We start from the raw sequence: 21,492 nt of genomic DNA on the forward strand, positions 1-21,492 counted from the left end.
TGACGCGCTCTCGTCGCCGGCTGCAAATGGAATCGATGACACTGCTGACAAGACATACAGGGACATGAGCCAGCGCCAGCTTCCGATCATCCTGGCGCTCGGCACCACACAGACCCTGGCCTGGGCTTCCAGCTACTATCTGCCGGCGCTGCTCGCCGATCCCATGGCGCGCGACCTCGGCGTCTCCTCCAACTGGATCTTTGGCGCGTTCTCGGCCTCGCTGGTGATCTCGGCGATGCTCGGCCCGCGCATCGGGCGACAGATCGATCTCGTCGGCGGCCGGCAAGTGCTCTCGGTTTCGAACCTGACGATCGCCGCCGGCCTCGTCCTGCTGGGCCTCTCGCACTCGGTGGCGGTGATGGCGATTGCCTGGCTCGTGCTCGGCATCGGCATGGCGATGGGACTTTATGACGCCGCCTTCGCCGCGCTCGGCCGCATCTACGGCACCGAGGCGCGCAGGTCCATCACCGGCATCACGCTGATGGCGGGCTTTGCATCGACCGTCGGCTGGCCGCTTACCGCGTGGGGGCTGTTGCATTTCGGGTGGCGAGAGACCTGCTTTGCCTGGGCGGCCGCCAATATCCTGATCGGATTGCCGCTCAACTTCTTCATGCTGCCGGCGATCAAGAGTGCCAGGCAGGCCGCGGCGACTGCCGAGAAGCCGCATCTGCCGCTCAACCGCACCATGGTGCTGCTCGCCTTCGTCTTCGCGGCGGTCTGGACCGTCACCGGCGCGATGGCCGTTCATTTCCCGCGCCTGCTGGAGGCAACGGGCGCGACGCATGTCGAGGCGATCGCGGCCGGCGCGCTGATCGGCCCCGCACAGGTGGCCGCGCGCATTCTCGAAGCGGGTTTTCTCAGCCGCTTCCATCCGCTGTGGTCGACCCGGCTCGCCTGCCTCACCCATCCGCTCGGCGCGGCCGTTCTCGCCATCTTCGGCGCTCCCGCAGCGAGCGCGTTTGCGCTGCTCCACGGCTCGGGCAACGGCATTTTGACGATCGCGCGCGGCACGCTACCGCTGTCGATCTTCGGCCCGAAGGATTTTGGCTATCGCCTCGGCATCATCGGCGCGCCGGCACGGATGGCGCAGGCCGTGGCGCCGCTGGCCTTCGGCCTGCTCATCGACATCATGGGCACCAAGGTGCTGATCGTCTCGTCGGCGCTCAGCCTCTCGGCGCTGGCCGCGCTATTCCTGATCCGCGCGCAACCGCGGCCGGATTGACCGGGCCGGAGCTTTCGCGCACAAGCGGAGCATGACCGAAGGCACAAGCCCGCCCCACACATTCAAAGGCCTCTTGCGTTGGGCGACCACGCCGCCGCAGGCTTGGGGTGTCTATCTCCTCGCCATCATTCTTGTGTGGCTGATCTCGTTCTATGCCGGCTCGCTGAAGCCGAACAAGACGCCCGAAGCAAGTCCGCCCGCCGTGACCGCACCGCGGAGCTAAGCCGCCTTGGCATCGCTGGTCGCGATCCAGATGCCGGCGAACACCGCAATCAGCCCGATCAATAGATTGGGTGTGATCGGCTCGCCGATCAGCAGCGCGGCAAGCAAGGTGGCGGCGATCGGATTGACCGTCATCGTATTGGCGACGCGGGTCGGCGTCGCGCGCGCCAGCGCCATGACCCAGAGGATGAAGGCGAGCGCGCCGCCGCCGATGCCGAGATAGATGCCGGCAATCCACTGCCCCATCGTGAAGTGATCAAGCGCGGCAAAGCTGCCCTTCACGAAACCCACCAGCGCCAGCACGGCGGCGCCCGCGCCCATGCCGACGGTGAGAAAGCCGAGTGGGCTCGAGCGCTGCATCAGCGGCCGCGACAGCACGTTGTAGAACGCCATGCAGAACACGGCGCCGGTCATGATCAACTCGCCACGCCACGCGCCCGGCGGGCTCTGCGCCAGGCCCGCGGCGAGCGCCGCGACCACACCGAGCACGGCAATGCCGACGCCGGTGATCTTGCGCGCCGTCAGGCATTCCAGGCCGAGGATCGCGCCGACCACCATGGTGTGGAGCGGCAGCGTCGCGAGAGCGAGGCTGGCCCGCGCCGCGGTCGTGTAGGACACCGCGATGTTGTAGAGGATGAAGAACAGCCCGAAGAAGCAGATGCCGAGCAGCGTCACGGCCGGCCAGTCGGACCGCTGCGGCCAGCGCACGCCGAGCATCAGCGCACACGGAAGAAGGCAGAGAAAGCCGATCCCCCAGCGCAGGATTGCGAGCAAGATCGGATCGGCGCCACCAACGAGATAGCGGGTGATCGCCGCGGCCGTGCCGCCGAGGCTGCTCGACACCAGCGCGATCGCGACCCCGGCCCATTCTCCCACAAACGTCTCCCGTTGTGGAGCTTGTTGAGGGCGCTAGCACGTCCCTGCTGCCACCGTAGTGGCAACAAGGCATTGCGGGAAGCTAGTCGTAAAACTCCGGCGCCATCTTCTGGCTGTCGCGCTGGGCCCTATCGTGATTGATCCAGAGCTGCGCCTTCTCCTTGCCGAGCGTGTCGGCGATCTTCTGCATCGAGGCAGCGCTCTGGTCCTTGTTGGCGTTCATGCTGGGCACGCGGCGGTTGTCCCAATTATCCCTAAAGTGCACCGCATCGCCGGACAGCACCACCGCGCCGGTCTTCGGCAACTTCACCAGCAGCGACTGGTGTCCCGGCGTATGGCCGGGCGTCGACAGGATGGTCACGCTGCCGTCGCCGAATACGTCCTTGTCGCCCGCAAGCAGCTCGACCGGATGCGACGGCTTGAAGCGCGGCTCGTTGTTGGCGCCGGGCCAATCATATTCGGCCTTCTGCACGTAGAGCGTCGCCTGCGGAAACAGCTCGACATTGCCTGTGTGGTCGGGATGGGTGTGCGAGACGGCCATCACCTTGACGTCACCGGGCTTGACGCCGAGCTGTTCGAGCTGGGCGGCAAGCGTCTTCGGCCGCCGCCAGGTCACGGCCTTGGGATCGGCGGGCGGCAAGCCATTTGGCATCGCCGCGACTGCGTCGGCGATGCCGGTGTCCCACAGGAACCAGCCCTTGGTGTGCTTGATCAGATAGCAGCTATCGACGAAGTCCATCGTCTTGCCCTCGTTCAGGCCGGGCGTCCAGCGCGAGATGTCGCCGGCGGTGCCTTCCCCGCAATTGAGGACGTAGAGCTTTTCGACACCGGTCTTTTCCGACTGCGCCGGCGCCGCATGACCGGACAGAGCCAGTGCGGCGATGGCGAGCGCGAGCTTGATCCTTGGCATCATTCGTTCCTCCCTGGCAGCCATGTCGGCTGTGACCGAGGATCAACCCCGGCCTGTACGCAGAATTCCCGCAAAGCCATCGTCAATGCGGGCAGGTCTCGACCTCGATCGTGACGTGGCTCAGCCCCTTCAGGCCGGCGAGCCGCCGCTTGTAGACGGCCGGCTGCTTCGGCTGGTCCGACACCACCGAGAGCAGCACCGCGCAATGGCCGGGACCGACCTGCCACAGATGCAAATCGGTGACGCGGTCGTCGCCGACTTCCATTCGCGCGCGGATGGTGCGCTCGAGCTTCTCGTCGGCGCGCACGTCGAGCAGCACCGCGCCGGATGTCTTGATCAGGCCGAACGCCCAGCTTGCGATCACGGCACTGCCGATCAGGCCGACGGCCGGATCGGCCCAGACCCATCCCGAATACATGGCGACCGCGAGCGCGGCGATCGCAAGCACCGAGGTCGCCGCATCCGCCATGACGTGGACGTAGGCGGCGCGGAGATTGTTGTCGTGGTGGTGGTGGCGGTCATGATGATCATGATCGTGGCCGTGATCATGATGCTCATGGTCATCATGCGCATGGCCGTGATGGTGGTGATCGTGGCTGTCGCGCAAGAGCCACGCACTGGCGAGGTTGACGCAAAGGCCGAGCGCGGCGACCGCAATCGCCTCGCCATAGACGATCGGCACCGGCGTGAACAGTCGCAGCACGCTCTCGTACGCGATCTCGACCGCGATCAAACCCAAAATGATCGCGCTGGCGAAGGCGGCGAGATCGCCGAACTTGCCGGTACCGAAGGTGAAATGCGAATTCCCGAGGTGCCGTCGCGCGAAGCGATACGCGAACGCGGCAATCCCCAGTGCCGCCGCGTGCGTCCCCATGTGCCAACCGTCGGCGAGCAGCGCCATCGAGCCGAACAGCGAGCCGGCGACGATCTCGCCGACCATCATGACCAGCGTCAGGACGACAACCAGCCAGGTGCGCCGCTCATTCTCGTCGTGCTTGTCGCCCAGAAAGGCGTGGTCATGGGTCCATTGTTCGATGGAATGGGAATGCATCGAGAATTCTCCGATAAGGTCCGGTCCGTTGACCCGCAATATAGACCCGCGGGTCTTCCCGGCAAAATTGGCGAAAACGGGCCGATTGACAGGTCGGCGCGGTTTCGGTGTAATGAAGTCCATGGGGATTTGAGCGATCTCCCCACGAGGCGACATGCCCAAGTATCGCGTCCCGTTGTTTTTTACGAGGGCGCATCATGTCTTCCTACACGACGATATCATCTGAAAAACTGGCACGGCTGATCGGCACGGCAAATGCCCCGGTCCTGATCGACGTGCGCACCGACGAGGATTTTGCCGCCGACCGGCGGCTGATCCCGGGTTCGATCAAGCTCAGCCACGACAATGTTGCGGAATGGGGCGGCGAATTCGCTGGCCGCACCGCGATCGTCTCCTGCCTGCGCGGCGGAAAGCTCGCGCAGGGCACGGCGGCCTGGCTCAGGCAGCTTGGGGTCCAGGCCGAGACGCTGGAAGGCGGCTTCGAGGGCTGGAAGGAGGCAAAGCTGCCGCTGCTCGACACAAGCAAGCTGCCGCCGCGCGACGCCAAGGGACGCACCGTCTGGGTGACTCGTGCGCGGCCCAAGGTCGACCGCATCGCCTGCCCTTGGCTGATCCGCCGCTTCGTCGATCCCAACGCGGTATTCTTGTTCGTGGCCCCCCCCGAAGTGGTCGCCGTCGGCGAGCGATTCAAGGCAGCCCCCTTCGACATCGAGAACGTGTTCTGGAGCCACCGCGGCGAGCTCTGCACCTTCGACGTGATGATCGAGGAATTCGGGATCGCGGCACCGGCTCTGCTTCGCCTGGCAACGCTGGTGCGCGGCGCCGACACGGCGCGGCCCGACCTCGCACCGGAGGCCCCCGGCCTGCTCGCGGCATCGCTCGGGCTGTCGCGGATGTACGACGACGATCTCGAACAGCTCGAGGCCGGCATGCTGCTCTACGACGCGTTCTACCGCTGGTGCCGCGATGCCACGGCTGAGACCCACAACTGGCCGACCAACAAGGTGAAGGCGTAATGGATAGCCGTACTATCGAAACAGGAGCTGATGCCGGTCACGGCATCAGCTTCGGTGAAGCCTTTCGCGTCTGGCTCCGCGTCGCCTGCCTGAGCTTTGGCGGGCCCGCGGGCCAGATCGCGGTGATGCACCGCATCCTGGTCGAGGAAAAGAACTGGATCTCCGAAGGCCGCTTCCTGCACGCGCTGAACTACTGCATGCTGCTGCCGGGCCCCGAAGCGCAGCAGCTCGCAACCTATATCGGCTGGCTGATGCATCGCACCGCGGGCGGGCTGATGGCGGGCGGGCTGTTCATCCTGCCCGGCATCATCGCCATCATGGGCCTGAGCTACGTCTACGCCGCCTACGGCAATGTCAGCTTCGTCGAGGCGCTGTTCTTCGGGCTGAAAGCCGCCGTGCTCGCCATCGTCGTCGAGGCCGTGGTGCGCGTCGGCAAGCGCGCATTGAAGAACCGCATCATGATTGCGCTCGCTGCGATTGCCTTCGTCGCAATCTTCTTTTTCGCGGTCCCCTTCCCCATCATCATCATCGCCGCAGGCATCATCGGCTATGCCGGCGCGAGAAGCGGCCGTCCGGAGTTCGCGCCGGCCGGTCATGGTCACGGCGGCAGCAGCGCCTTGGTCGACAGCATGCTCGGCGGAGCCGTGCCCGATCACGTCCGACCCGACACCGCCCGCACGATTCGCGTGGGTGCGCTGTGGCTAGCGCTCTGGCTGGTGCCGGTAATCGCGCTGCTGCTCGCTGTTGGACCAGACAACGTCTTCAGTCACATCGCGCTGTTCTTCTCAAAGATGGCGCTTGTCACCTTCGGCGGCGCGTATGCGGTGCTGGCTTATGTCGCCCAGCAGGCGGTTGAGCACTATCACTGGCTCAAGCCGCACGAGATGCTGGACGGCCTCGGCATGGCCGAGACCACGCCGGGCCCGCTGATCATGGTGCTCCAGTTCGTGGGCTTCATGGCGGCCTACCGCGATCCGAGCGGCCTGTCGCCGATGCTCGCGGCTACGTTGGGCGGACTGCTCGCAACCTGGGTCACTTTTACGCCGTGCTTCCTCTGGATCTTCGTCGGCGCCCCCTACATCGAGCGGCTGCGCGGCAACACCGGACTCGCCGGCGCGCTCAGCGCGATCACGGCCGCCGTCGTCGGCGTGATCCTCAACCTCTCGATCTGGTTCGCGCTGCACACGCTGTTCCGCGAGACCGTGCCGGTGCACGCCTTCCCGTTTGCCTTCGACATGCCGGTGCTGACGAGCGTCGACATCCCAGCGCTCGTGCTGTCGATCGCGGCCGCGACCGCGCTCTTCCGGTTCAAGCTGGGCATGCTCACGGTGCTCGCCGGCAGCTGCGCTGCGGGCGTGGCGCTGCGGCTGGCGGGCGTGATCTAGGGAGCGGGCTCATAGGTTCGTCGCATCCGGTTTGCCCATTGAAAGGCGTCGTTACGCCGTCAGGGTTGCATGGCGGCCTTGGGCCATTCACGTCGCTCAATCCCTGCCTTCGAGACGTCCGGTCTAGCCCCTGACTCCGGACCTGTCGCTGCACTGCGCCAACCGACGCGATGGGCCAATAGGCGACATTTCCGAAAACAAGAGGCGGCGAACCGCCCGGACGTTCGCTGACGGCCATTGGCAGACGAACGACGAAGCGGTTGCAGTGCGCCGAAGAGCTGGTAGAGCCGCTTCATGCCGTTCCGCTATTCGTGATAGGTTACTCTCAGCCGTAAACGTTTTCAGCCGTGTTGGACAACAACGGAGGCTTTGCCAATGAAATCCAATTTTTACTCACGGCCGGTAGATGAGTTCGCCACAAGTAAAGCCGATGCACTGATCTTGGTAGGTCGCATCCTATTTGCGTGGGTATTCGTCGGAAGCGCCTACGGAGCAATAATCAACTTCAGCGGCTCCGTCGGCTACTCCAGGTCGCTGAACCTTCCAGCACCCGAGCTGTTCACGGCGACGAACATCGCACTGGAAATATTGATATCCGTTAGTTTGGTATTGGGCATCGGTACGCGCTTCTGCGCAGTGCTGACATTTATGTTCGTACTGGTGGCAACTGCTATTGCACACCGCTACTGGGAGTATCCATCCGGTGCGCAGCAGATTGGTCAATACAATCATTTTCTGAAGAACATCTCGATCATGGGAGGCGCGATGTTGATCTTCGTCACTGGGGCGGGCCGCTTCAGTTTCGACCGAAAAATGTAGCCCGATCACTTCACCTTGACCTTGAAAGCCTCCTCGATCAGTCGGCGGATGCTCTTTGATAGCGGCTTGAGTGCCTCGCTCACGATCGCGAAGAGAAGCATCAGCCACGTCGCAAGCGCGGCACACCACAGCAATAGTTCAAATGTCTCCGGCATGATGACCTCATCAAAAATATCTGTTCTGAATCGGCAAATGCTACTTCAAATGCTACTTAACGGGACCGAGGCGGCAATCGGCGCGCTCCTGCGGCGGCGTGTATCTCCCTCAACTGCCAGGCTGGGAGTACTTGCCCCGAAGCTGACTTACAGTTTGGCGGACCTTGGCAATTTCGTCCTGCGTCCAAAGCCTGATGAGGTTTACATTGTGGATGGGGCCGGATGCCACCACGGTACCGGAAATGGCCGGTGCCGCACTGGGATCGTGCACATCAAAAATCACCAGGACGCCCGGACCTTCGGAAGCGGTGCTATACATTGAGAGCAGTTTCCCGCCGGCGGCTTCGATGAGGTTGTTGGCCGCTTCCACGCGATTGGTCCCAGGCTTGTCCATAATGCTGTTGAGGGATTTTGGTGTGTATTGCCCTGTCATACAAAATACATGGTGACATTCCTCCTGTCGGAGAATGTTCAGGTCACTAAAGCGCAAGATTTATTTCGGGCTCAACAAAATAGGCGGTCATAACCGCGTTGAGCGAAAGACCATATACCCCGCCGTGGGCAACATGCCGCTGAGAATAAACGGGCCTTCGGCACTGCCCGCTCGCGGCTGAATAAACAGCCTACATCAAAGATCTGTCGCGCGCCAAAAGAATCTGATTCGCTAGCCCTACCGCCAAGTGTCAGCGGGACTTACCTGCATCAGCCATCCCTCGAGCCAAACTATTGTCGGATCTGGGTCAAAGGTGGCGGTCGGACCCGAGTGGGACTACTTCCGCTGTACCTCTCGCTCCGGACATGTCGCTGCGCTGTGCCAGCCAACGTGATGGGCCAGAAGCGGTCGACGCAGCCTGGCGCGATGTTCGCCAGCTTCTACCCTCAATAGCCGACATGAGTGGTTGTTACGTTCTTCTGCTTAGGCCGCAGCGGAAGTGGCTCGCCTATCCGCCAAACTTTTCTGCCCGCACGCACATCATTGTGGGCCGGGGAACTGTTACTGCCGCATTGGTTTCACCGAACGGCCACGAGAGAATCCAACGCTAACCAAAGTTCGTGGATAGTGCGTTTGGTTCCTAAACTGAGGAAAGGAATAACCATGCGCATCATTACTGCATCCGTCATTATTGCAGCACTCTCGCTTGGGATGACCGCTTTCGTGCAGGCTGAAGGAGCGTCCCCGCAACCCAGAGCGCAGGAACCGCCTGCTCAGTCCGACACGGTCATTCGAAGCATACAGGTAGTCGACGTCAAGCAATTGCAACCTGCGGTTCGCTCAAAGGTCGATGAAATCGTCGCGCAGACAAGCGAAGAAGATTTGCAATCACTTCGGAAGTCCATTGACGCGGCACCGGCGGCAGTATCTGCGCTTAAAGCGAAGGGCTTGAGCTCGTCGCAGGTTGTTGCCATCAACATCGCCGACGGTGTGCTCACGATGTTCGCCAAGACGGCCTAAAGCGGGAAGTTCTAGTGAAAGCTCCACCATGGACTGTCACCACTCCAAGCTTAACGGTACCGTGTTCGGCATACATGATTGGCTTATCTATCTACGGGATCAAGCGGTCACGTGTCTGAAACTTGTCGAGCAGGCCGACGATCGTCTCGTTAAAACCGAACTGCTTGCGTTGGCGTCGGTCTGCGAGGATCATGAAAGAGGCCGCCAACTGCGGCGGCCTCAAATGTCCGCAAGGGGTCAAAATCCGAAATACTCAACCTGCGCTAATCTAGTCCGCCATGCCTCGATTAGCGGACTTTAATGAAGCGGGTCGCCACTTCGCCGATGGGCCAGGACCACACCTGATCGTCTGCAATCAGCTAGCTCCGAATCGAACGGCTTGGATCAGCCAAATCACTGCCGCGAGGTTCAGTAGAGCAGTGCCTGCAGGACCATAGGTTTTCATCGGATCTTTGATCGTCCCGCCTATGACGGCATCACCGGCCTGAACGATGATCATGCTCCATGCGACGGCTTGGAGCCATCCAGTTGACCCCGTAATAAATGGGACCGCGCTCGCGATCACTAAAGCCGTGCTTCTCGCACAGGCATAAAGTGCCATGGTGCGGGCAGTGTTGCTCGCACCCAGTGCCGCCGCCATGGAAAATCCAAGTCTGCCTGGCTCGACTGCAGTGACTCGACGCGGCTGGTTTGCAGGATCAGTCCTTCAATGTCTGCTTCGGGTCACAACCGGTCGATGATGACCGCGCCGAACGACTTCCGCTCTGCCCTCGGAAGCTGCCGTCTCTCAGCACGCGCCCTTTGGGCGAAAGCCGTCACCCTCGCCTCCCCGTCCCGTCGGGCAAAACAGTCGCGACCACTTCCGCCACACCGCCTGTCAAGCCCACCTCGCAAAATATTCCACTTTACCGAATTTCTGATTTATCGTACAGACAGAACACCCTGGCCCGAGACAAGGGGCGGATCGCGATCGTCACGAACCGCGGGCTGGGCAGCGATGGACGCGACGGCGTCGGGCGTAACAGGCATTGCAGGGCGGCTTCGGCTGTGAGCAATCGCTTCGCGCCGACGACACGACGCCGACAGCGTCTTCGCATGGCTTCCGGTGTGAGCACACGCCAGCACTCGAAGTCCCAGCGAAGATGTGCGCGGACGAACAAGTCGTGTGGTCCTGACGCCCGGGGTCTGTGCGTCAAGTCCTGCGGTGATGAGGCGGCCCGACCGGGCGCGCGCATCAGCTATCCGCAGGGCGACGGGGGCAATAGTGCATCGCTCCCCGGGGAGAGCACGAAGGACACGTTAAAACCATCGCGCAGGGAAGGCCGGGCGATCCGGCGAACCTGCGGTCCACCCCGTGTGCATTTCTATGGCGCACGGACCTTGCGGGTGCCCGCCGGCGCCCGGCCTTCCCTGCGCCCTTTCCTTGAAGGTGGCGCGAGCGGTAGAACTCGGGCGAAATGCTCCGCGAGAATGCGAACTCTCGCCCGCTGTTTGAAATGTGAATTGAAGAGAAACGGCTGAATCTTGCTGCGTCATAAGACCCTCATGGTGAGGAGCGCGAAGCGCGTCTCGAACCATGAAGGCCCGGATATTTGCCCGAGGCCATCCTTCGAGACGCGCGTTCCGCGCTCCTCAGGATGAGGAGAAGAGTGGTTTGACGCAGCAGAACTAACGCCTCATCATCCGCGCAATCGCTTCCCCAATCACCACCGTCGTGAAGTGGGTGTTGGCGCGGCAGTCCGACGGCATGATCGAGGCGTCGGCGACGCGCAGGCCCGCGATGCCCTTCACCGTACCATCAGGGTTGACCACGCCGTCGGCCTGCTTGAAGCCGGTCATGCGGCCACTGCCGGCGGCGTGCTGGATGTCGCCGGTTTCGCGCCGCAGCAGCGCATCGAGTTCATGATCCGGCAGCGCGGCTGCCTGCGGCAGCGTCAGATCGGTGTCCGTCAGCCGGATCCAGTCGGCGATGCCTGATAGCGCCGGCTGGGAGGTGATCACGGCCAGCCGTTTCACCGCATCCATCATGCGCAGCATGTCACGGGGATCGACCAGCATGTTCTCCTCGACAACAGGATCGATCGCGGGGTCGGTCGAGGCCAGTTTAAGTGTTCCACGAGAATACGCATTGAACAGCCCGGCGCCGATCGCTCCTGATACACCGATGCCGCGGTGGTTGAAGGCGATCAGGATCATGTCCCGTTTGCCGCCATCGCGAAGGCCCGACGAATAGGTCACGCAGCAATTGGTATGGCGGGTGTCGGGATCGCTCGGCCGCAGGTTTTCATGGAGCTGGACCGTGGCGCGAAACAGCGGATGGTCGAAGAAGTGCCGGCCGACCGGCAGGTCGCGCTCGACCGCGATTCCCATCGCCTTCAACTCATCGGCAGGTCCAATGCCCGAGCGCAGCAGGATCGCCGGACTGTGGATGGCACCGGCGCAGAGCACGATCTGGCGCGCGCTGATCTCGCTGGTGCCCTGCCCCTCGATGTGAACGCGAAGGCCGGTCGCCCGGCCGTCACTGATCAGCACGCGATCGACCAGTGCGTGCCCGCGAATCTCCAGATTGGCGCGGCTCCGCGCGGGCTCGAGATAACCTTCATTGGTGGTGATGCGGCGGCTGTCCCGGCTGTTGATGGGATAGCAGGCGACGCCCTCGCCGTCGGGACCATTGACGTCGGCGCACCAGGGATAGCCGCTCGCCAGCGCCGCATCGCGCAAGCCGCGATCGATCGGCCCCCATTTTTCCGGAGGCGCGCGATAGACCGGCAGCGGTCCGCCGCGGCCATGGCCCGCTGCGTCACCGAATTCCAGATCATCCTCGATCACCGAGAACAACGGCATCACGTCTTTCGCGGACCAGCCGGTGCAGCCATTGGCGGCCCATTCGTCGAACGCATCGGCGACGCCGCGGATGGCGATCTGGCCGTTCATCATCGACGAGCCGCCGAGGCCCTTGCCGCGCCAGTAGAAGCGCGGCTCCTGCCCCGCCACCCGGCGCGTCAGAAGATCAGGCCATTGCCATTTCTCCTGATACTCGCGCTTGTGGATGATCGGGATGGGATTTGGCGTCATCACTTCCCAGGGCGCCTCGTCGGCGCGCCAGTCGAGACCCGCCTCCAGCAGCAGGACGCGCCGTGCGGGATCTTCGGAGAGCCGTGCCGCAACAGCGGCGCCGGCGGAGCCGCCGCCGACAACAATGACATCGTACATCGCGCTACTTCTCAACGTTCCAGAAAACCGGGATGGCGGACGGTATCAGACCGCGCAAACCGGCGCGAGAGGCGGCGGGCTGGGCGAGCGACGATCCGGTCTCACCCGCCGCGCGTTGCGGCATATGAAAACATAGGACGGAAATCGCCGGCGACGATAATTTGCAGGCGCGGCAGCGGCCCTGCGGCTGGTCGGGGTGATCTGAGCCGAGCTCTATGGTGTGAACTTGTAGGACAGGCCGGCGCGCACGGTATCGATGGTCTGCCGGCCGCCCCGATCCGTGGTGGGCGTGCCGCCTGGCTCAGTGGTCGTGATGTTGCTGGTCGCTTCTACTGTGCCGAAATCGTAGTGCAGATATTCGATGCGGCCGATCCAGTTCGAGTTGCCGAGGAAGGTCTCGACACCGGCGCCGGCGGCCATCCCGAAATGATTGCGCGCCGTCTCGATCACAGCGGCCGTGACCGGGCTGGGGGCCGAGTTGGCCGAGCTATCGATGCGGTGCGCACGTTCGAACGCGAGGCCGCCGGTGGCATAGAGAAGCCAACCACTCGAGGGTGTCCAGCCGAGACGCCCGCGCAACGTGCCCAGGTATTTGACGTTGTCCGACAGCGTGTCGCTGATGGTGCCCGCGAGCACGGTTGGCGTCGAGCCCTTGATGCCGGTGGCGCTGCCGTCGATCTCGATACCCGCAACGACGCTCGCATACTGCCAGTTGTAGCCGGCCTGGCCGCCGCCGAGCCAGCCTTTCGACTTGATATCGCCGATGGTGACCCCGCCAAGCAGGGAGGCGTCCGAAAAATCGTTCTGCTTCCAGCCATAGCCGCCATGGGCGCCAAGATAGAAGCCGGACCAGCTTTGCAGCGATGGCGGCGGGCCCGCCTTGGCGTAGGCAAGCGCAGACACCGGCAAAGCCGCGTCCGGCCCGAACTTGTAGGACACGCCCGCGCGCACGAGATCGACGGTTTGACGGCCGATCGCGGTCGCCGCGGCAAAATTCGCGAGCGGCGGCGAGACGGAAACCAGGCTTGAATCGGAACGGACGCGGCCGAAATCGTAGTGCAGATATTCCAGCCGCCCGATCCAGTTGCTGCTGCCGAGCATCATCTCGCCCCCCACACCTGCAACCCAGCCGAAGCGGTCGCTCGGTGTGGCCGTCCGCGTGGTGGTGACGCCCGTCGCGGTGGTGTCCTGCTGCACCTGGGAGATCTCCAGCCGTTCCCAGCCGAGGCCGGCGGTACCGTACAGCAGTAAGGTGTCGATCGGCGTCCAGCCGAGACGGCCGCGCACGGTACCGAGATATTTCACCTTCTCGTCAAACTTCAGCGTCGAGGCGAAGCCAGGAACCGCGATCGAAGCTGTCGAGGTGCTGCCCTTGATGTCGGCCGCGCTGAGGTCGGCCTCGAGGCCGGCGACCACGCGATCATATTGCCAGTTGTGGCCGAACTGACCTCCGGCGACCCAGCCTTGCGACTTTGCGCCGGTCAGTGCGCCATCCGGTGCAAAGTCGAGCAGCGGCAGCGGCAAGGTCGCGGGATCATCGCCCCAGCCATAGCCACCATGGGTACCCGCATAGAACCCGACCCAGCCGTTGCGCGCCGATGCCATCACGGGCGCCTTGACGTAAGGCACCGGCGCGAGACGCGCCTGCTCGCCAAACTTGTAGGACACGCCGGCGCGAACCAGGTCGATGGTCTGCGACCCCGACGTCGAGTTCACCTGGCCGATCGCAGCGGTGATCGCAGACGAGTCCGCGATATGGCCGAAATCATAATGCAGATATTCAATGCGGCCGATCCAGTTCGGGCTGCCCAGCATCGCCTCGACACCGGCGCCGGCGACCCAGCCGAACCGGTCGGTCGGCGTGCCGCTGGACGACAGCGTCGCACTGACCGGCGCAGTCGAGGTCTGCAATGTCTGCGATGTGGAGTCGAGCCGCTCCCAGGCGAGGCCTGCGGTCCCATACAGCAGCACATTGTCGGCCGGCAGCCAACCGAGGCGACTGCGAACGCTGCCGAGATATTGTGCCTTCTCGCTGAGGGTGATGGTCGTCGCGTCCGTCCCGCCGAGGAGCTGGCTGACCGCGTTGCTGCCCTTGATGTCGGTCGCCGAGAAATCGAACTCGAGCCCGGTGACGGCGCGGCCAAATTGCCAATTGTAGCCGGCCTGGGCGCCGTAGACGGCGCCTTTCCCGCGGATGCCGTTGACCGATTGCGGCGTCGCCAGCGCAAACGCTTCCGACTGTGAGAAGTCGTCGCGCCCCCAACCATAGCCGCCGTGGACGCCGAGATAGAAGCCCGCCCAGGACGCGGCGAGCGCCGGCGCCACCTTGACCACGGGCAAGTCCGCAGCGAGCGCTGAACCGGACAATGCGATGAGCGAGACGCTACAAAGAAGCAGGCAGCGCGGCGGACGCAACACCGTGTTCGATCCCGGCCCCATTCCCAGTCCCCAACGAAATTCTCAAAATATCTGGTGCAGATGGAATCACGGAGATTCGTGATTCGCTACCTCTCGTTGAGCGAGCGAATCGCGAAAGCCTTTCGGCGTGTTCAAACGGCAACAGCACGCCGCGGGAAATGCTGCATTAATCGGCACATAGGACGAAATCGCAATCAAACGTTAGGAGGTGCGCGATTTGCGAATCAACAAACCGCACCTCCCGTTTGAAAGTCGAGCTACCCGATCACCTTGCCGAACTTGTTCGATTTCGGAAAACCCTTCGGCGCCAGGCGGCCGGCGTCTGCGCGGGTGCCTTGCCACTCGGCCAGTTCCTTCATCGTCGCCGAGAATTCGCGGCCAGCGGAATCCTTCCAGGTCAGCCCCGCCTTGGCGTCGAACACCGCGATGTCCGAAAGGCCGCCGTCCTTGTACTTCTGCAGGCGCGCACCACGGCCACGCGGCATCTCCTGCGTCTGGTCGAGCGGGAAGACCAGCATCTTGCGGTTCTCGCCGATCACCGCGACAGTGTTGCCGAGCACCTCGGTGATCGCGCACGCCTCGTTCGGCATGTCCACGTTGAGGACCTGCTTGCCCTTCTTGGTGGTGCCGACGCAATCGTCCTCGTTGACGACGAAGCCCTGGCCCTCGTGGCTCGCGACCAGGAATTTGCGTCCGCCCTTGTTGACGAACAGCGTGACCGGCGCGGCCTCCGGCTCGAGATCGATGAACTGGCGGATCGGCTCGCCATGACCGCGGCCGCCCGGAAGTTTTGCGACATCGAGCGAGTAGAATTTTCCGTTGGTGGCGAACAGCAGCAGCTTCGAGGTCGTTTCCGCGAAGAACGCGAACCCGAGCTTGTCGTCCTGCTTGAAGGCCAGCCCCGAGAGATCCTCGACATGACCCTTGAGGGTGCGGATCCAGCCCTTGTCGGAGACGACGACGGTCACCGGCTCGCGCTCGACCAAGGCCTCCTCCATGGCGGCGAGATCGTGCTCGGGCGCGTCCGCAAAGGTGGTGCGGCGCTTGCCGAGCGGGGTCTTCGGCCCGAACATGTCGCGGACCTTGCCAACCTGCTCGGCGACCTTCTTCCACTGCTCGGGTTCGGACGCCAGCAGTCCCTCGATGCCCTTCAGCTCTTTGCGCAGATCCTTGTCCTCGCTGCGGATCTCCATTTCCTCGAGCTTGCGCAGACTTCGCAGCCGCATGTTGAGGATGGCTTCGGCCTGCACTTCGGTGAGCTTGAACGCCTTGATCAGCGCCGGCTTCGGCTCGTCCTCGTTGCGGATGATCCTGATCACCTCGTCGATGTTCAGATAGGCAATCAGCAAGCCGCCGAGAATCTCCAGCCGGCGCTCGATCTCGGCCTTGCGATGGTTGGTCCGACGGAGCAGCACGTCGCGCAGATGGTCAAGCCATTCGCGCAGGCACTCCGCGAGTCCCACCACCTTGGGCACGCGGCCCTTGATCAGCACGTTGAGGTTCAGCGGGATCTTGTTTTCGAGCTCCGTCAGCCGGAACAGCGATTCCATCATCAGGGCCGGATCGACATTCTTCGACTTCGGCTCGATCACGATACGGACGTCTTCGGCCGACTCGTCCCTGATGTCTCCGACCAGCGGCAGCTTCTTCTGGTCCAGCAGCTCGGCGATCTTCTCGATCAGGCGCGACTTCTGCACCAGAAAGGGTATCTCGGTGACGACGACGACCCAGGTGCCGCGTGCGCCCTCTTCCTGCTCCCATCGGGAGCGGACGCGGAACGAGCCGCGGCCGGTGGTATAGGCTTCAGCGATCGCCTGCTTGGAATCGACGCAGATGCCGCCGGTCGGGAAATCCGGGCCCTTGACCCATTTCAGCAGCGCCTTGGATTTCGCGTCGGGCTTCTCGATCAGATGCAGCGCGGCTTCGCAGAGTTCGGCGGCGTTGTGCGGCGGGATCGAGGTCGCCATGCCGACCGCGATACCCTGCGAGCCATTGGCGAGCAGGTTCGGGAAGCCGCCGGGCAGCACGACGGGCTCTTTCGACTGGCCGTCGTAATTAGGGCGGAACTCGACCCCGTCCTCGTCGATGCCGTCGAGCAGAAGCCGCGCGACGTCGGTCATCCGCGCCTCGGTGTAGCGGTAGGCAGCGGGATTATCGCCGTCGATATTGCCGAAATTGCCCTGGCCGTCGACAAGCGGATAGCGCGAGGAGAAGTCCTGCGCGAGGCGGACCATGGCGTCGTAGATCGCTTGGTCGCCATGCGGATGGAACGAGCCCATCACGTCGCCGACGATTTTGGCGGATTTTTTGAACGCCGTGCCGGGGTCGAGCCGGAGCAGCCGCATGCCGTAGAGGATGCGCCGGTGCACCGGCTTCAGGCCGTCGCGGGCATCTGGCAGCGCGCGGTGCATGATGGTGGAAAGCGCGTACGCAAGATAGCGCTCTTCCAGCGCCTCACGCAGCGGCACTTCGTGAATTTCGGCCGGTTCTTCCGGCGGAATCAATCGTTTTCCCATGCCGCCCGGTTAAACCGTGGAAGCGAATCGGGCAAGGATCGATTGGTTCCCTGTGGGCGGCCTACTAGCCGGCCCAGCCTGCGGTGAAGGTCTGGGTGGGTTGCGCGTTTTTAGCCTGCGTGGTGGCCGGGGCATTGGTCAGGCACCGCCGCGCCGTCTCGATCTCGGCCTCCGTCGCACCCTTGGATCGCGCCCATGCCTCTGCTGCTGCAGCGGAATATTTAGCCACATAGAACCTGACGACGGTGCAGGAGGCGCGGCGAAAGACGCCGGGTTGCTCGCCTGCGAGGGCGTCCGGCGCCAGCGTGACAAGCGCCGCCGATATCACAAATCCCTTGATCAGCATGAGGCTTATCCCGGTTGGAACCCCGAGGGCAAGTCCAGGAAACCCAATTTGGTTCCAATGACGGTTGGCCTATTAGGGCAATGCAGAGCCGCGCCGGCCTCATGACGCGGGAATCGCGGCCTTCGCCTGCTGTCTCGTCAGCGCGTTGATGAAGCCTGCCCGCGCGTCGGAATGGCCCTGCCCCCGCGGCTCCAGCACATGGCGCAGCAGGAACAGCCCGGTCAACCGAAGGCCGTCCTGAAGATCCTGGTCGGTGACGTCGCTCGCGGCTACGCCACGACGCAAAAACGGCGGCAGCCGCAACAACCGATCCCGCCACGGCTCGCCCGCGCCGCGTGACACCGCGCCGCCTGATTTCGGCGAGACATAGATCAGGTCGGTAGTCTCCCCGGTTACCGCGCAGTTTTCCAGCGCAAGCCCGAAGCCGAGCTCGGCGAGCATCGCCAGCTCGAAATGGATCAGGTGCACGGCGGCGCCGCCGATCTCGTCGAAATCGTCGAGCGAATGCTCGAGCTGCGCCAGGATGTTTTCGTGCGGATCGCGCTCCGGCAGCAACCGCGCAATCGAGGCGAGATGGGTGATGCCATAGACGCCGTGGGGGGATGTCAGCAGCGTCGCCGCGCGCAGCTTGAGGCCCTCGATGGCATAGGTGCCGAGATGCTCGTCGAGCCGCGCCCGCCACACCACGCTGAGGCTGTTGCCGGGCTGCAGCAGCGGCCGCATCCGCGAGCCGGCGCCGCCGCGGACGAGACCGAGATGGCGGCCGTGCGCACGCGTCAGCAGCTCGACGATGGAGCTACTCTCGCCATGCCGCCGCACGCCCAGCACGATGCCTTCGTCGGTCCATTCCATGTGCGGAGTCTAGCGCATTTCAGGCGATCGTAGGGTCGGCAAAGCGAAGCGTGCCCACCAATTTGATCAACCGCGCAAAGCGGCGAATCCTCACGCGTTGAACCAACCCTGTGCATCTCCGCTGAACGAGAAATACAATCCCATCGCCGTCAGCACGCAGGAGACGATCTCGATGGCGCTGTCGAGTTCCATGCCCTTCTCGCCGATGATCTGGCCGAGCGAGATCACCGACAGCACGAGCGCTGCCGCCAGCACCCATCGCGGCCAGTTCTTGCGCCAGCGTGCAGCGAGCCAGACGAAATAGACCAGCAGCAGGATCATGCCGCCGGCGAGCAGCGTCGCCGTCATGATCATCTGCTCGGTCATCTCGGCATTCGGTGTGCGGTCCTGCACCGCGACCGACAGGGCATCCAGCATCAAGGATGCATAGAGCAACGCTTCGAAGCGCCGTACGTTGCCGGGTACGCTCATCGGTGACCGATCTTTTCTTGGCTATTCTTTGGGAAATTCCAGGCCCATCTCGCGGTAGCGATCGGGATCATCGCCCCAGTTCTCGCGCACTTTGACGAACAGGAACAGATGCACCGGCACACCGAGGATCTCGCCGATCTCCTTGCGTGAGTCCGCGCCAATCGACTTGATCGTCGCGCCGCCCGCGCCAAGCACGATCTTGCGCTGGCTCTCGCGCTCGACGAAGATCGTCTGCTCGATGCGGACCGACTTGTCCTTGCGCTCCTCCCACTTGTCGGTCTCGACCGTGGACTGGTAGGGCAATTCCTGGTGCAGCTTGCGAAAGATCTTCTCGCGCGTGATCTCGGCCGCAAGCTGCCGCATCGGCGCGTCCGACATCTGGTCTTCGGGATAGAGAAACGGCCCCGGCGGCACGATCTCGGCGAGAGTATGCCTGAGGTCGTCGACGCCGTCGCCGGAGATCGCCGCGATCATGAAGGTCTTCGCGAAGGCCATGCGCTCGTTGGCCGCCTGCGCCAGTGCCAGCAGCTTCTCGCGCTGGACCAAATCCACCTTGTTGATGACCAGAATCTTCTCGTGCTTGACGCTTGCGACCTTGGTGAGGATCGCCTCGGCTTCCTCGTCGATACCGGCCTTGGCATCCAGCAGCACGCAGACGAGGTCGGCGTCATGCGCGCCGCTCCAGGCCGTCGAGACCATTGCGCGGTCGAGCCGGCGCTTTGGCAGGAAGATGCCGGGCGTATCGACCAGGATGATCTGCGCGTTGTTCTCGATCACGATGCCGCGGATCAGCGCCCGCGTGGTCTGCACCTTGCGCGAGACGATCGTGACCTTGGCCCCGACCAGCGCATTGACCAGCGTGGACTTTCCGACGTTCGGGGCGCCGATCAGCGCGACAAAGCCGCAGCTCGTTGCGGCGGGCGCCTCGCCACTTGTTTCAACCGTCATTGCCGCCGCCAACACCTTCGCGTTCGATCATCACTGAAGCCGCTACCTTCTCCGCTGCGCGCTTGCTGCCGCCGGTGCCTTCGGCCGGCGCCAACCCCGGCAGATCCACCGCGACACGAAACTCCGGATCGTGATGCGGACCGGTGCGCTCGACCTCGCGGTAGACCGGCGTCGGCAGTCCCTTGCCTTGCGCCCATTCCTGCAGAACGGTCTTGGGATCGCGCAAGGGACGCCGCGGCTTGTGCATGCGTTCGGTCCAGTTGCGCTTGACGAACTCGGACGCCGCCGCGTAGCCGCCGTCGAGGAAGACGGCGCCGATCACGGCCTCGCAGATGTCGCCGAGCACGCTCTTGCGCAGGCGCGCGTCGGCACCAGGACCGACCGAGCCGAGCTTGATGTCGTCGAGTAGACCGAGCGACTTGGCGACGTCGGCGCAGCTCTCCTTGCGCACCAGTTCAGCAAGTCGCTTGGACATCTCGCCTTCGTCGGCGTTCGGGAACGCGTGATAGAGCATGTCGGAGACGACAAGTCCGAGCACGTGGTCACCGAGGAATTCCAGCCGCTGATAGCTGTCGCCACGCTTGCGCCCGGACTTCAGCGCCGAGACATGCGTGATGCCCTGCATCAAGAGGTTCGGATCGGCGAAACTGTGGCCGATGCGGGCCTCGAGCGCCGCGTTCGCATCCGGGCCCTTGGTCTTGCTGCTCCGCACCCGCTTCTTCTTTGCAGGCGTCTTGACTTCAAGGGTGTTGGTCGCAGCTTCGCCGTCGGGGCCCGCTTGCGCCTCGGTCGGGTGGGTCGCGATATCCTTGACTTCGTCTTTCATCGGACGATTTTGAAGAAGCGATTCCAGCGCACCGCCCACGGCCAGCGCCAGAACATCCAGGCATGCTCGCCTTCGGCGATCGAGAAGAAGATCATCTGGGCGCGCCCGACCAAATTCTCCTGCGGCACGTAGCCGACCTGGCCGAGGAAGCGGCTGTCGGTGGAGTTGTCGCGGTTGTCGCCCATCATGAAGAAATGGCCGGTCGGCACGGTGTAGACGTTGGTGTTGTCCACGTAGCCGTTGTCGGCGCAGTCCAACGTCTCATAGGACACGCCGTTCGGCAGCGTCTCCTTCCAACGCTTCACCCGGGAGACGCCGCCGCCTTCCGAACCGCAGGGATCCTCGCCGACAAATTCGCTCATGCGCTGCCGCTCGACCGGCGTGTCGTTGATGTAGAGCAGACCGTCCCGCATCTGGATGTGGTCGCCGGGAAGCCCGATCACGCGCTTGATGTAGTCGGTGGAGTCGTCCTTCGGCAGGCGGAATACGACGATGTCGCCGCGGCTCGGGTCCGAGCCCCAGATCCGCCCCGAAAAAAGCGGCGGCGAGAACGGGATCGAGTAGTGGCTGTAGCCGTAGGAATATTTCGAGACGAACAGATAGTCGCCGACCAGCAGCGTCGCCTTCATCGAGCCGGATGGGATGTTGAACGGCTGGAACAGGAAGGTGCGGATCACGAGCGCGATCAAGAGGGCGTGGATCACGACCCGGATGGTTTCGCCCACGCCGGTCTCAGCTTTGGTCCCTGAAGTCACGCTCATTGCTCTCTCAATTCCGGCCGGCGGTCCACAGC

The 21,492-nt window shown here is 63.6% G+C and carries 21 protein-coding genes; 6 read left to right on the forward strand and 15 right to left on the reverse strand.

Annotated features, from left to right (window positions below; genetic code table 11):
- Positions 1-64: 64 nt before the first annotated feature.
- On the forward strand, positions 65-1,222 hold the full coding sequence (locus tag IVB27_RS14865) for an MFS transporter (RefSeq protein ID WP_247444273.1): 1,158 nt from the start codon (positions 65-67) through the stop codon (positions 1,220-1,222).
- A 31-nt stretch (positions 1,223-1,253) separates the two neighbouring features.
- Positions 1,254-1,445, forward strand: coding sequence for a hypothetical protein (locus tag IVB27_RS14870; RefSeq protein ID WP_247444274.1), 192 nt, complete (start codon positions 1,254-1,256; stop codon positions 1,443-1,445).
- On the opposite strand, the gene IVB27_RS14875 is transcribed toward IVB27_RS14870, so the two are convergent.
- From IVB27_RS14875 to dmeF, 3 genes are all read right to left on the reverse strand, one after another.
- Positions 1,442-2,320, reverse strand: a complete 879-nt coding sequence (locus tag IVB27_RS14875; protein ID WP_247444275.1) for a DMT family transporter — start codon at positions 2,318-2,320, stop codon at positions 1,442-1,444. The two genes, IVB27_RS14870 and IVB27_RS14875, sit on opposite strands and share 4 nt — an antisense overlap.
- An 82-nt stretch (positions 2,321-2,402) precedes the next feature.
- Complete coding sequence (locus IVB27_RS14880) at positions 2,403-3,233, reverse strand: N-acyl homoserine lactonase family protein (RefSeq protein ID WP_247444276.1); 831 nt, start codon at positions 3,231-3,233, stop codon at positions 2,403-2,405.
- A gap of 79 nt (positions 3,234-3,312) precedes the next feature.
- A complete protein-coding gene (gene dmeF / locus IVB27_RS14885; RefSeq protein WP_247444277.1) occupies positions 3,313-4,281 on the reverse strand; it encodes a CDF family Co(II)/Ni(II) efflux transporter DmeF in 969 nt (322 codons plus the stop codon).
- 197 nt (positions 4,282-4,478) lie between these two features.
- Here dmeF and IVB27_RS14890 point away from each other — a divergent pair, with 197 nt between their 5' ends.
- From IVB27_RS14890 to IVB27_RS14900, 3 genes are all read left to right on the forward strand, one after another.
- Positions 4,479-5,297: a chromate resistance protein ChrB domain-containing protein gene (locus tag IVB27_RS14890; RefSeq protein WP_247349442.1), complete on the forward strand. Its 819-nt coding sequence runs from the start codon at positions 4,479-4,481 to the stop codon at positions 5,295-5,297.
- The gene (gene chrA / locus IVB27_RS14895) at positions 5,297-6,682 is read left to right on the forward strand and encodes a chromate efflux transporter (RefSeq protein ID WP_247444278.1); all 1,386 of its coding nucleotides are present in this window, start codon (positions 5,297-5,299) and stop codon (positions 6,680-6,682) included. The genes IVB27_RS14890 and chrA overlap by 1 nt, the downstream gene beginning before the upstream one ends.
- Before the next feature lie 375 nt (positions 6,683-7,057).
- Positions 7,058-7,501: a DoxX family protein gene (locus IVB27_RS14900; protein WP_247444279.1), complete on the forward strand. Its 444-nt coding sequence runs from the start codon at positions 7,058-7,060 to the stop codon at positions 7,499-7,501.
- Positions 7,502-7,506: 5 nt separating this feature from the next.
- Here the strand turns inward: IVB27_RS14900 and IVB27_RS14905 are convergent, their stop codons facing one another.
- Positions 7,507-7,656, reverse strand: a complete 150-nt coding sequence (locus IVB27_RS14905; protein ID WP_247349445.1) for a hypothetical protein — start codon at positions 7,654-7,656, stop codon at positions 7,507-7,509.
- 109 nt (positions 7,657-7,765) lie between these two features.
- On the reverse strand, positions 7,766-8,146 hold the full coding sequence (locus IVB27_RS14910; protein ID WP_247444280.1) for a GYD domain-containing protein: 381 nt from the start codon (positions 8,144-8,146) through the stop codon (positions 7,766-7,768).
- A 606-nt stretch (positions 8,147-8,752) separates the two neighbouring features.
- Here IVB27_RS14910 and IVB27_RS14915 point away from each other — a divergent pair.
- A complete protein-coding gene (locus tag IVB27_RS14915; protein ID WP_247444281.1) occupies positions 8,753-9,109 on the forward strand; it encodes a hypothetical protein in 357 nt (118 codons plus the stop codon).
- A 355-nt stretch (positions 9,110-9,464) separates the two neighbouring features.
- Here IVB27_RS14915 and IVB27_RS14920 read toward each other — a convergent pair whose 3' ends face one another.
- The 10 genes from IVB27_RS14920 to lepB form a co-directional block, all read right to left on the reverse strand.
- The gene (locus tag IVB27_RS14920; protein ID WP_247444282.1) at positions 9,465-9,749 is read right to left on the reverse strand and encodes a hypothetical protein; all 285 of its coding nucleotides are present in this window, start codon (positions 9,747-9,749) and stop codon (positions 9,465-9,467) included.
- Positions 9,750-10,777: 1,028 nt separating this feature from the next.
- Complete coding sequence (locus IVB27_RS14925) at positions 10,778-12,322, reverse strand: GMC family oxidoreductase (protein WP_247444283.1); 1,545 nt, start codon at positions 12,320-12,322, stop codon at positions 10,778-10,780.
- 213 nt (positions 12,323-12,535) lie between these two features.
- Entirely contained in the window at positions 12,536-14,761 is a 2,226-nt protein-coding gene (locus IVB27_RS14930; RefSeq protein ID WP_247444284.1) for an outer membrane protein, read from the reverse strand.
- A gap of 236 nt (positions 14,762-14,997) precedes the next feature.
- On the reverse strand, positions 14,998-17,256 hold the full coding sequence (gene parC / locus IVB27_RS14935; protein ID WP_247444285.1) for a DNA topoisomerase IV subunit A: 2,259 nt from the start codon (positions 17,254-17,256) through the stop codon (positions 14,998-15,000).
- A gap of 64 nt (positions 17,257-17,320) precedes the next feature.
- Positions 17,321-17,602, reverse strand: a complete 282-nt coding sequence (locus tag IVB27_RS14940; protein WP_247444286.1) for a hypothetical protein — start codon at positions 17,600-17,602, stop codon at positions 17,321-17,323.
- A 99-nt stretch (positions 17,603-17,701) separates the two neighbouring features.
- A complete protein-coding gene (gene recO, locus IVB27_RS14945; RefSeq protein ID WP_247444287.1) occupies positions 17,702-18,454 on the reverse strand; it encodes a DNA repair protein RecO in 753 nt (250 codons plus the stop codon).
- Positions 18,455-18,544: 90 nt separating this feature from the next.
- Positions 18,545-18,925: a hypothetical protein gene (locus IVB27_RS14950; RefSeq protein WP_247349460.1), complete on the reverse strand. Its 381-nt coding sequence runs from the start codon at positions 18,923-18,925 to the stop codon at positions 18,545-18,547.
- Positions 18,926-18,946: 21 nt separating this feature from the next.
- Positions 18,947-19,873, reverse strand: a complete 927-nt coding sequence (era, locus tag IVB27_RS14955) for a GTPase Era (RefSeq protein ID WP_247349461.1) — start codon at positions 19,871-19,873, stop codon at positions 18,947-18,949.
- Positions 19,863-20,699 (reverse strand): ribonuclease III, encoded by an 837-nt coding sequence (gene rnc / locus IVB27_RS14960; protein ID WP_247444288.1) that lies wholly within the window; start codon positions 20,697-20,699, stop codon positions 19,863-19,865. The genes era and rnc overlap by 11 nt, the downstream gene beginning before the upstream one ends.
- Positions 20,696-21,460, reverse strand: a complete 765-nt coding sequence (gene lepB, locus IVB27_RS14965) for a signal peptidase I (RefSeq protein ID WP_247444289.1) — start codon at positions 21,458-21,460, stop codon at positions 20,696-20,698. Before lepB ends, rnc begins: the two co-directional genes overlap by 4 nt.
- Between the last annotated feature and the right edge of the window lie 32 nt (positions 21,461-21,492).

The sequence above is a fragment of the Bradyrhizobium sp. 197 genome, assembly GCF_023073375.1.
Classification (GTDB): Bacteria; Pseudomonadota; Alphaproteobacteria; order Rhizobiales; family Xanthobacteraceae; genus Bradyrhizobium.

Bases quoted from the DNA above. Each gene is read 5' to 3' on its own strand.
- IVB27_RS14865 (WP_247444273.1), top strand. From the start codon at position 65: ATGAGCCAGCGCCAGCTTCCGATCATCCTGGCGCTCGGCACCACACAG.
- IVB27_RS14870 (WP_247444274.1), top strand. From the start codon at position 1,254: ATGACCGAAGGCACAAGCCCGCCCCACACATTCAAAGGCCTCTTGCGT.
- IVB27_RS14880 (WP_247444276.1), bottom strand. From the start codon at position 3,233: ATGATGCCAAGGATCAAGCTCGCGCTCGCCATCGCCGCACTGGCTCTG.
- dmeF (WP_247444277.1), bottom strand. From the start codon at position 4,281: ATGCATTCCCATTCCATCGAACAATGGACCCATGACCACGCCTTTCTG.
- IVB27_RS14890 (WP_247349442.1), top strand. From the start codon at position 4,479: ATGTCTTCCTACACGACGATATCATCTGAAAAACTGGCACGGCTGATC.
- chrA (WP_247444278.1), top strand. From the start codon at position 5,297: ATGGATAGCCGTACTATCGAAACAGGAGCTGATGCCGGTCACGGCATC.
- IVB27_RS14900 (WP_247444279.1), top strand. From the start codon at position 7,058: ATGAAATCCAATTTTTACTCACGGCCGGTAGATGAGTTCGCCACAAGT.
- IVB27_RS14905 (WP_247349445.1), bottom strand. From the start codon at position 7,656: ATGCCGGAGACATTTGAACTATTGCTGTGGTGTGCCGCGCTTGCGACG.
- IVB27_RS14915 (WP_247444281.1), top strand. From the start codon at position 8,753: ATGCGCATCATTACTGCATCCGTCATTATTGCAGCACTCTCGCTTGGG.
- IVB27_RS14920 (WP_247444282.1), bottom strand. From the start codon at position 9,749: ATGGCGGCGGCACTGGGTGCGAGCAACACTGCCCGCACCATGGCACTT.
- IVB27_RS14925 (WP_247444283.1), bottom strand. From the start codon at position 12,322: ATGTACGATGTCATTGTTGTCGGCGGCGGCTCCGCCGGCGCCGCTGTT.
- IVB27_RS14930 (WP_247444284.1), bottom strand. From the start codon at position 14,761: ATGGGGCCGGGATCGAACACGGTGTTGCGTCCGCCGCGCTGCCTGCTT.
- parC (WP_247444285.1), bottom strand. From the start codon at position 17,256: ATGGGAAAACGATTGATTCCGCCGGAAGAACCGGCCGAAATTCACGAA.
- IVB27_RS14940 (WP_247444286.1), bottom strand. From the start codon at position 17,602: ATGCTGATCAAGGGATTTGTGATATCGGCGGCGCTTGTCACGCTGGCG.
- recO (WP_247444287.1), bottom strand. From the start codon at position 18,454: ATGGAATGGACCGACGAAGGCATCGTGCTGGGCGTGCGGCGGCATGGC.
- IVB27_RS14950 (WP_247349460.1), bottom strand. From the start codon at position 18,925: ATGAGCGTACCCGGCAACGTACGGCGCTTCGAAGCGTTGCTCTATGCA.
- era (WP_247349461.1), bottom strand. From the start codon at position 19,873: ATGACGGTTGAAACAAGTGGCGAGGCGCCCGCCGCAACGAGCTGCGGC.
- rnc (WP_247444288.1), bottom strand. From the start codon at position 20,699: ATGAAAGACGAAGTCAAGGATATCGCGACCCACCCGACCGAGGCGCAA.
- lepB (WP_247444289.1), bottom strand. From the start codon at position 21,460: ATGAGCGTGACTTCAGGGACCAAAGCTGAGACCGGCGTGGGCGAAACC.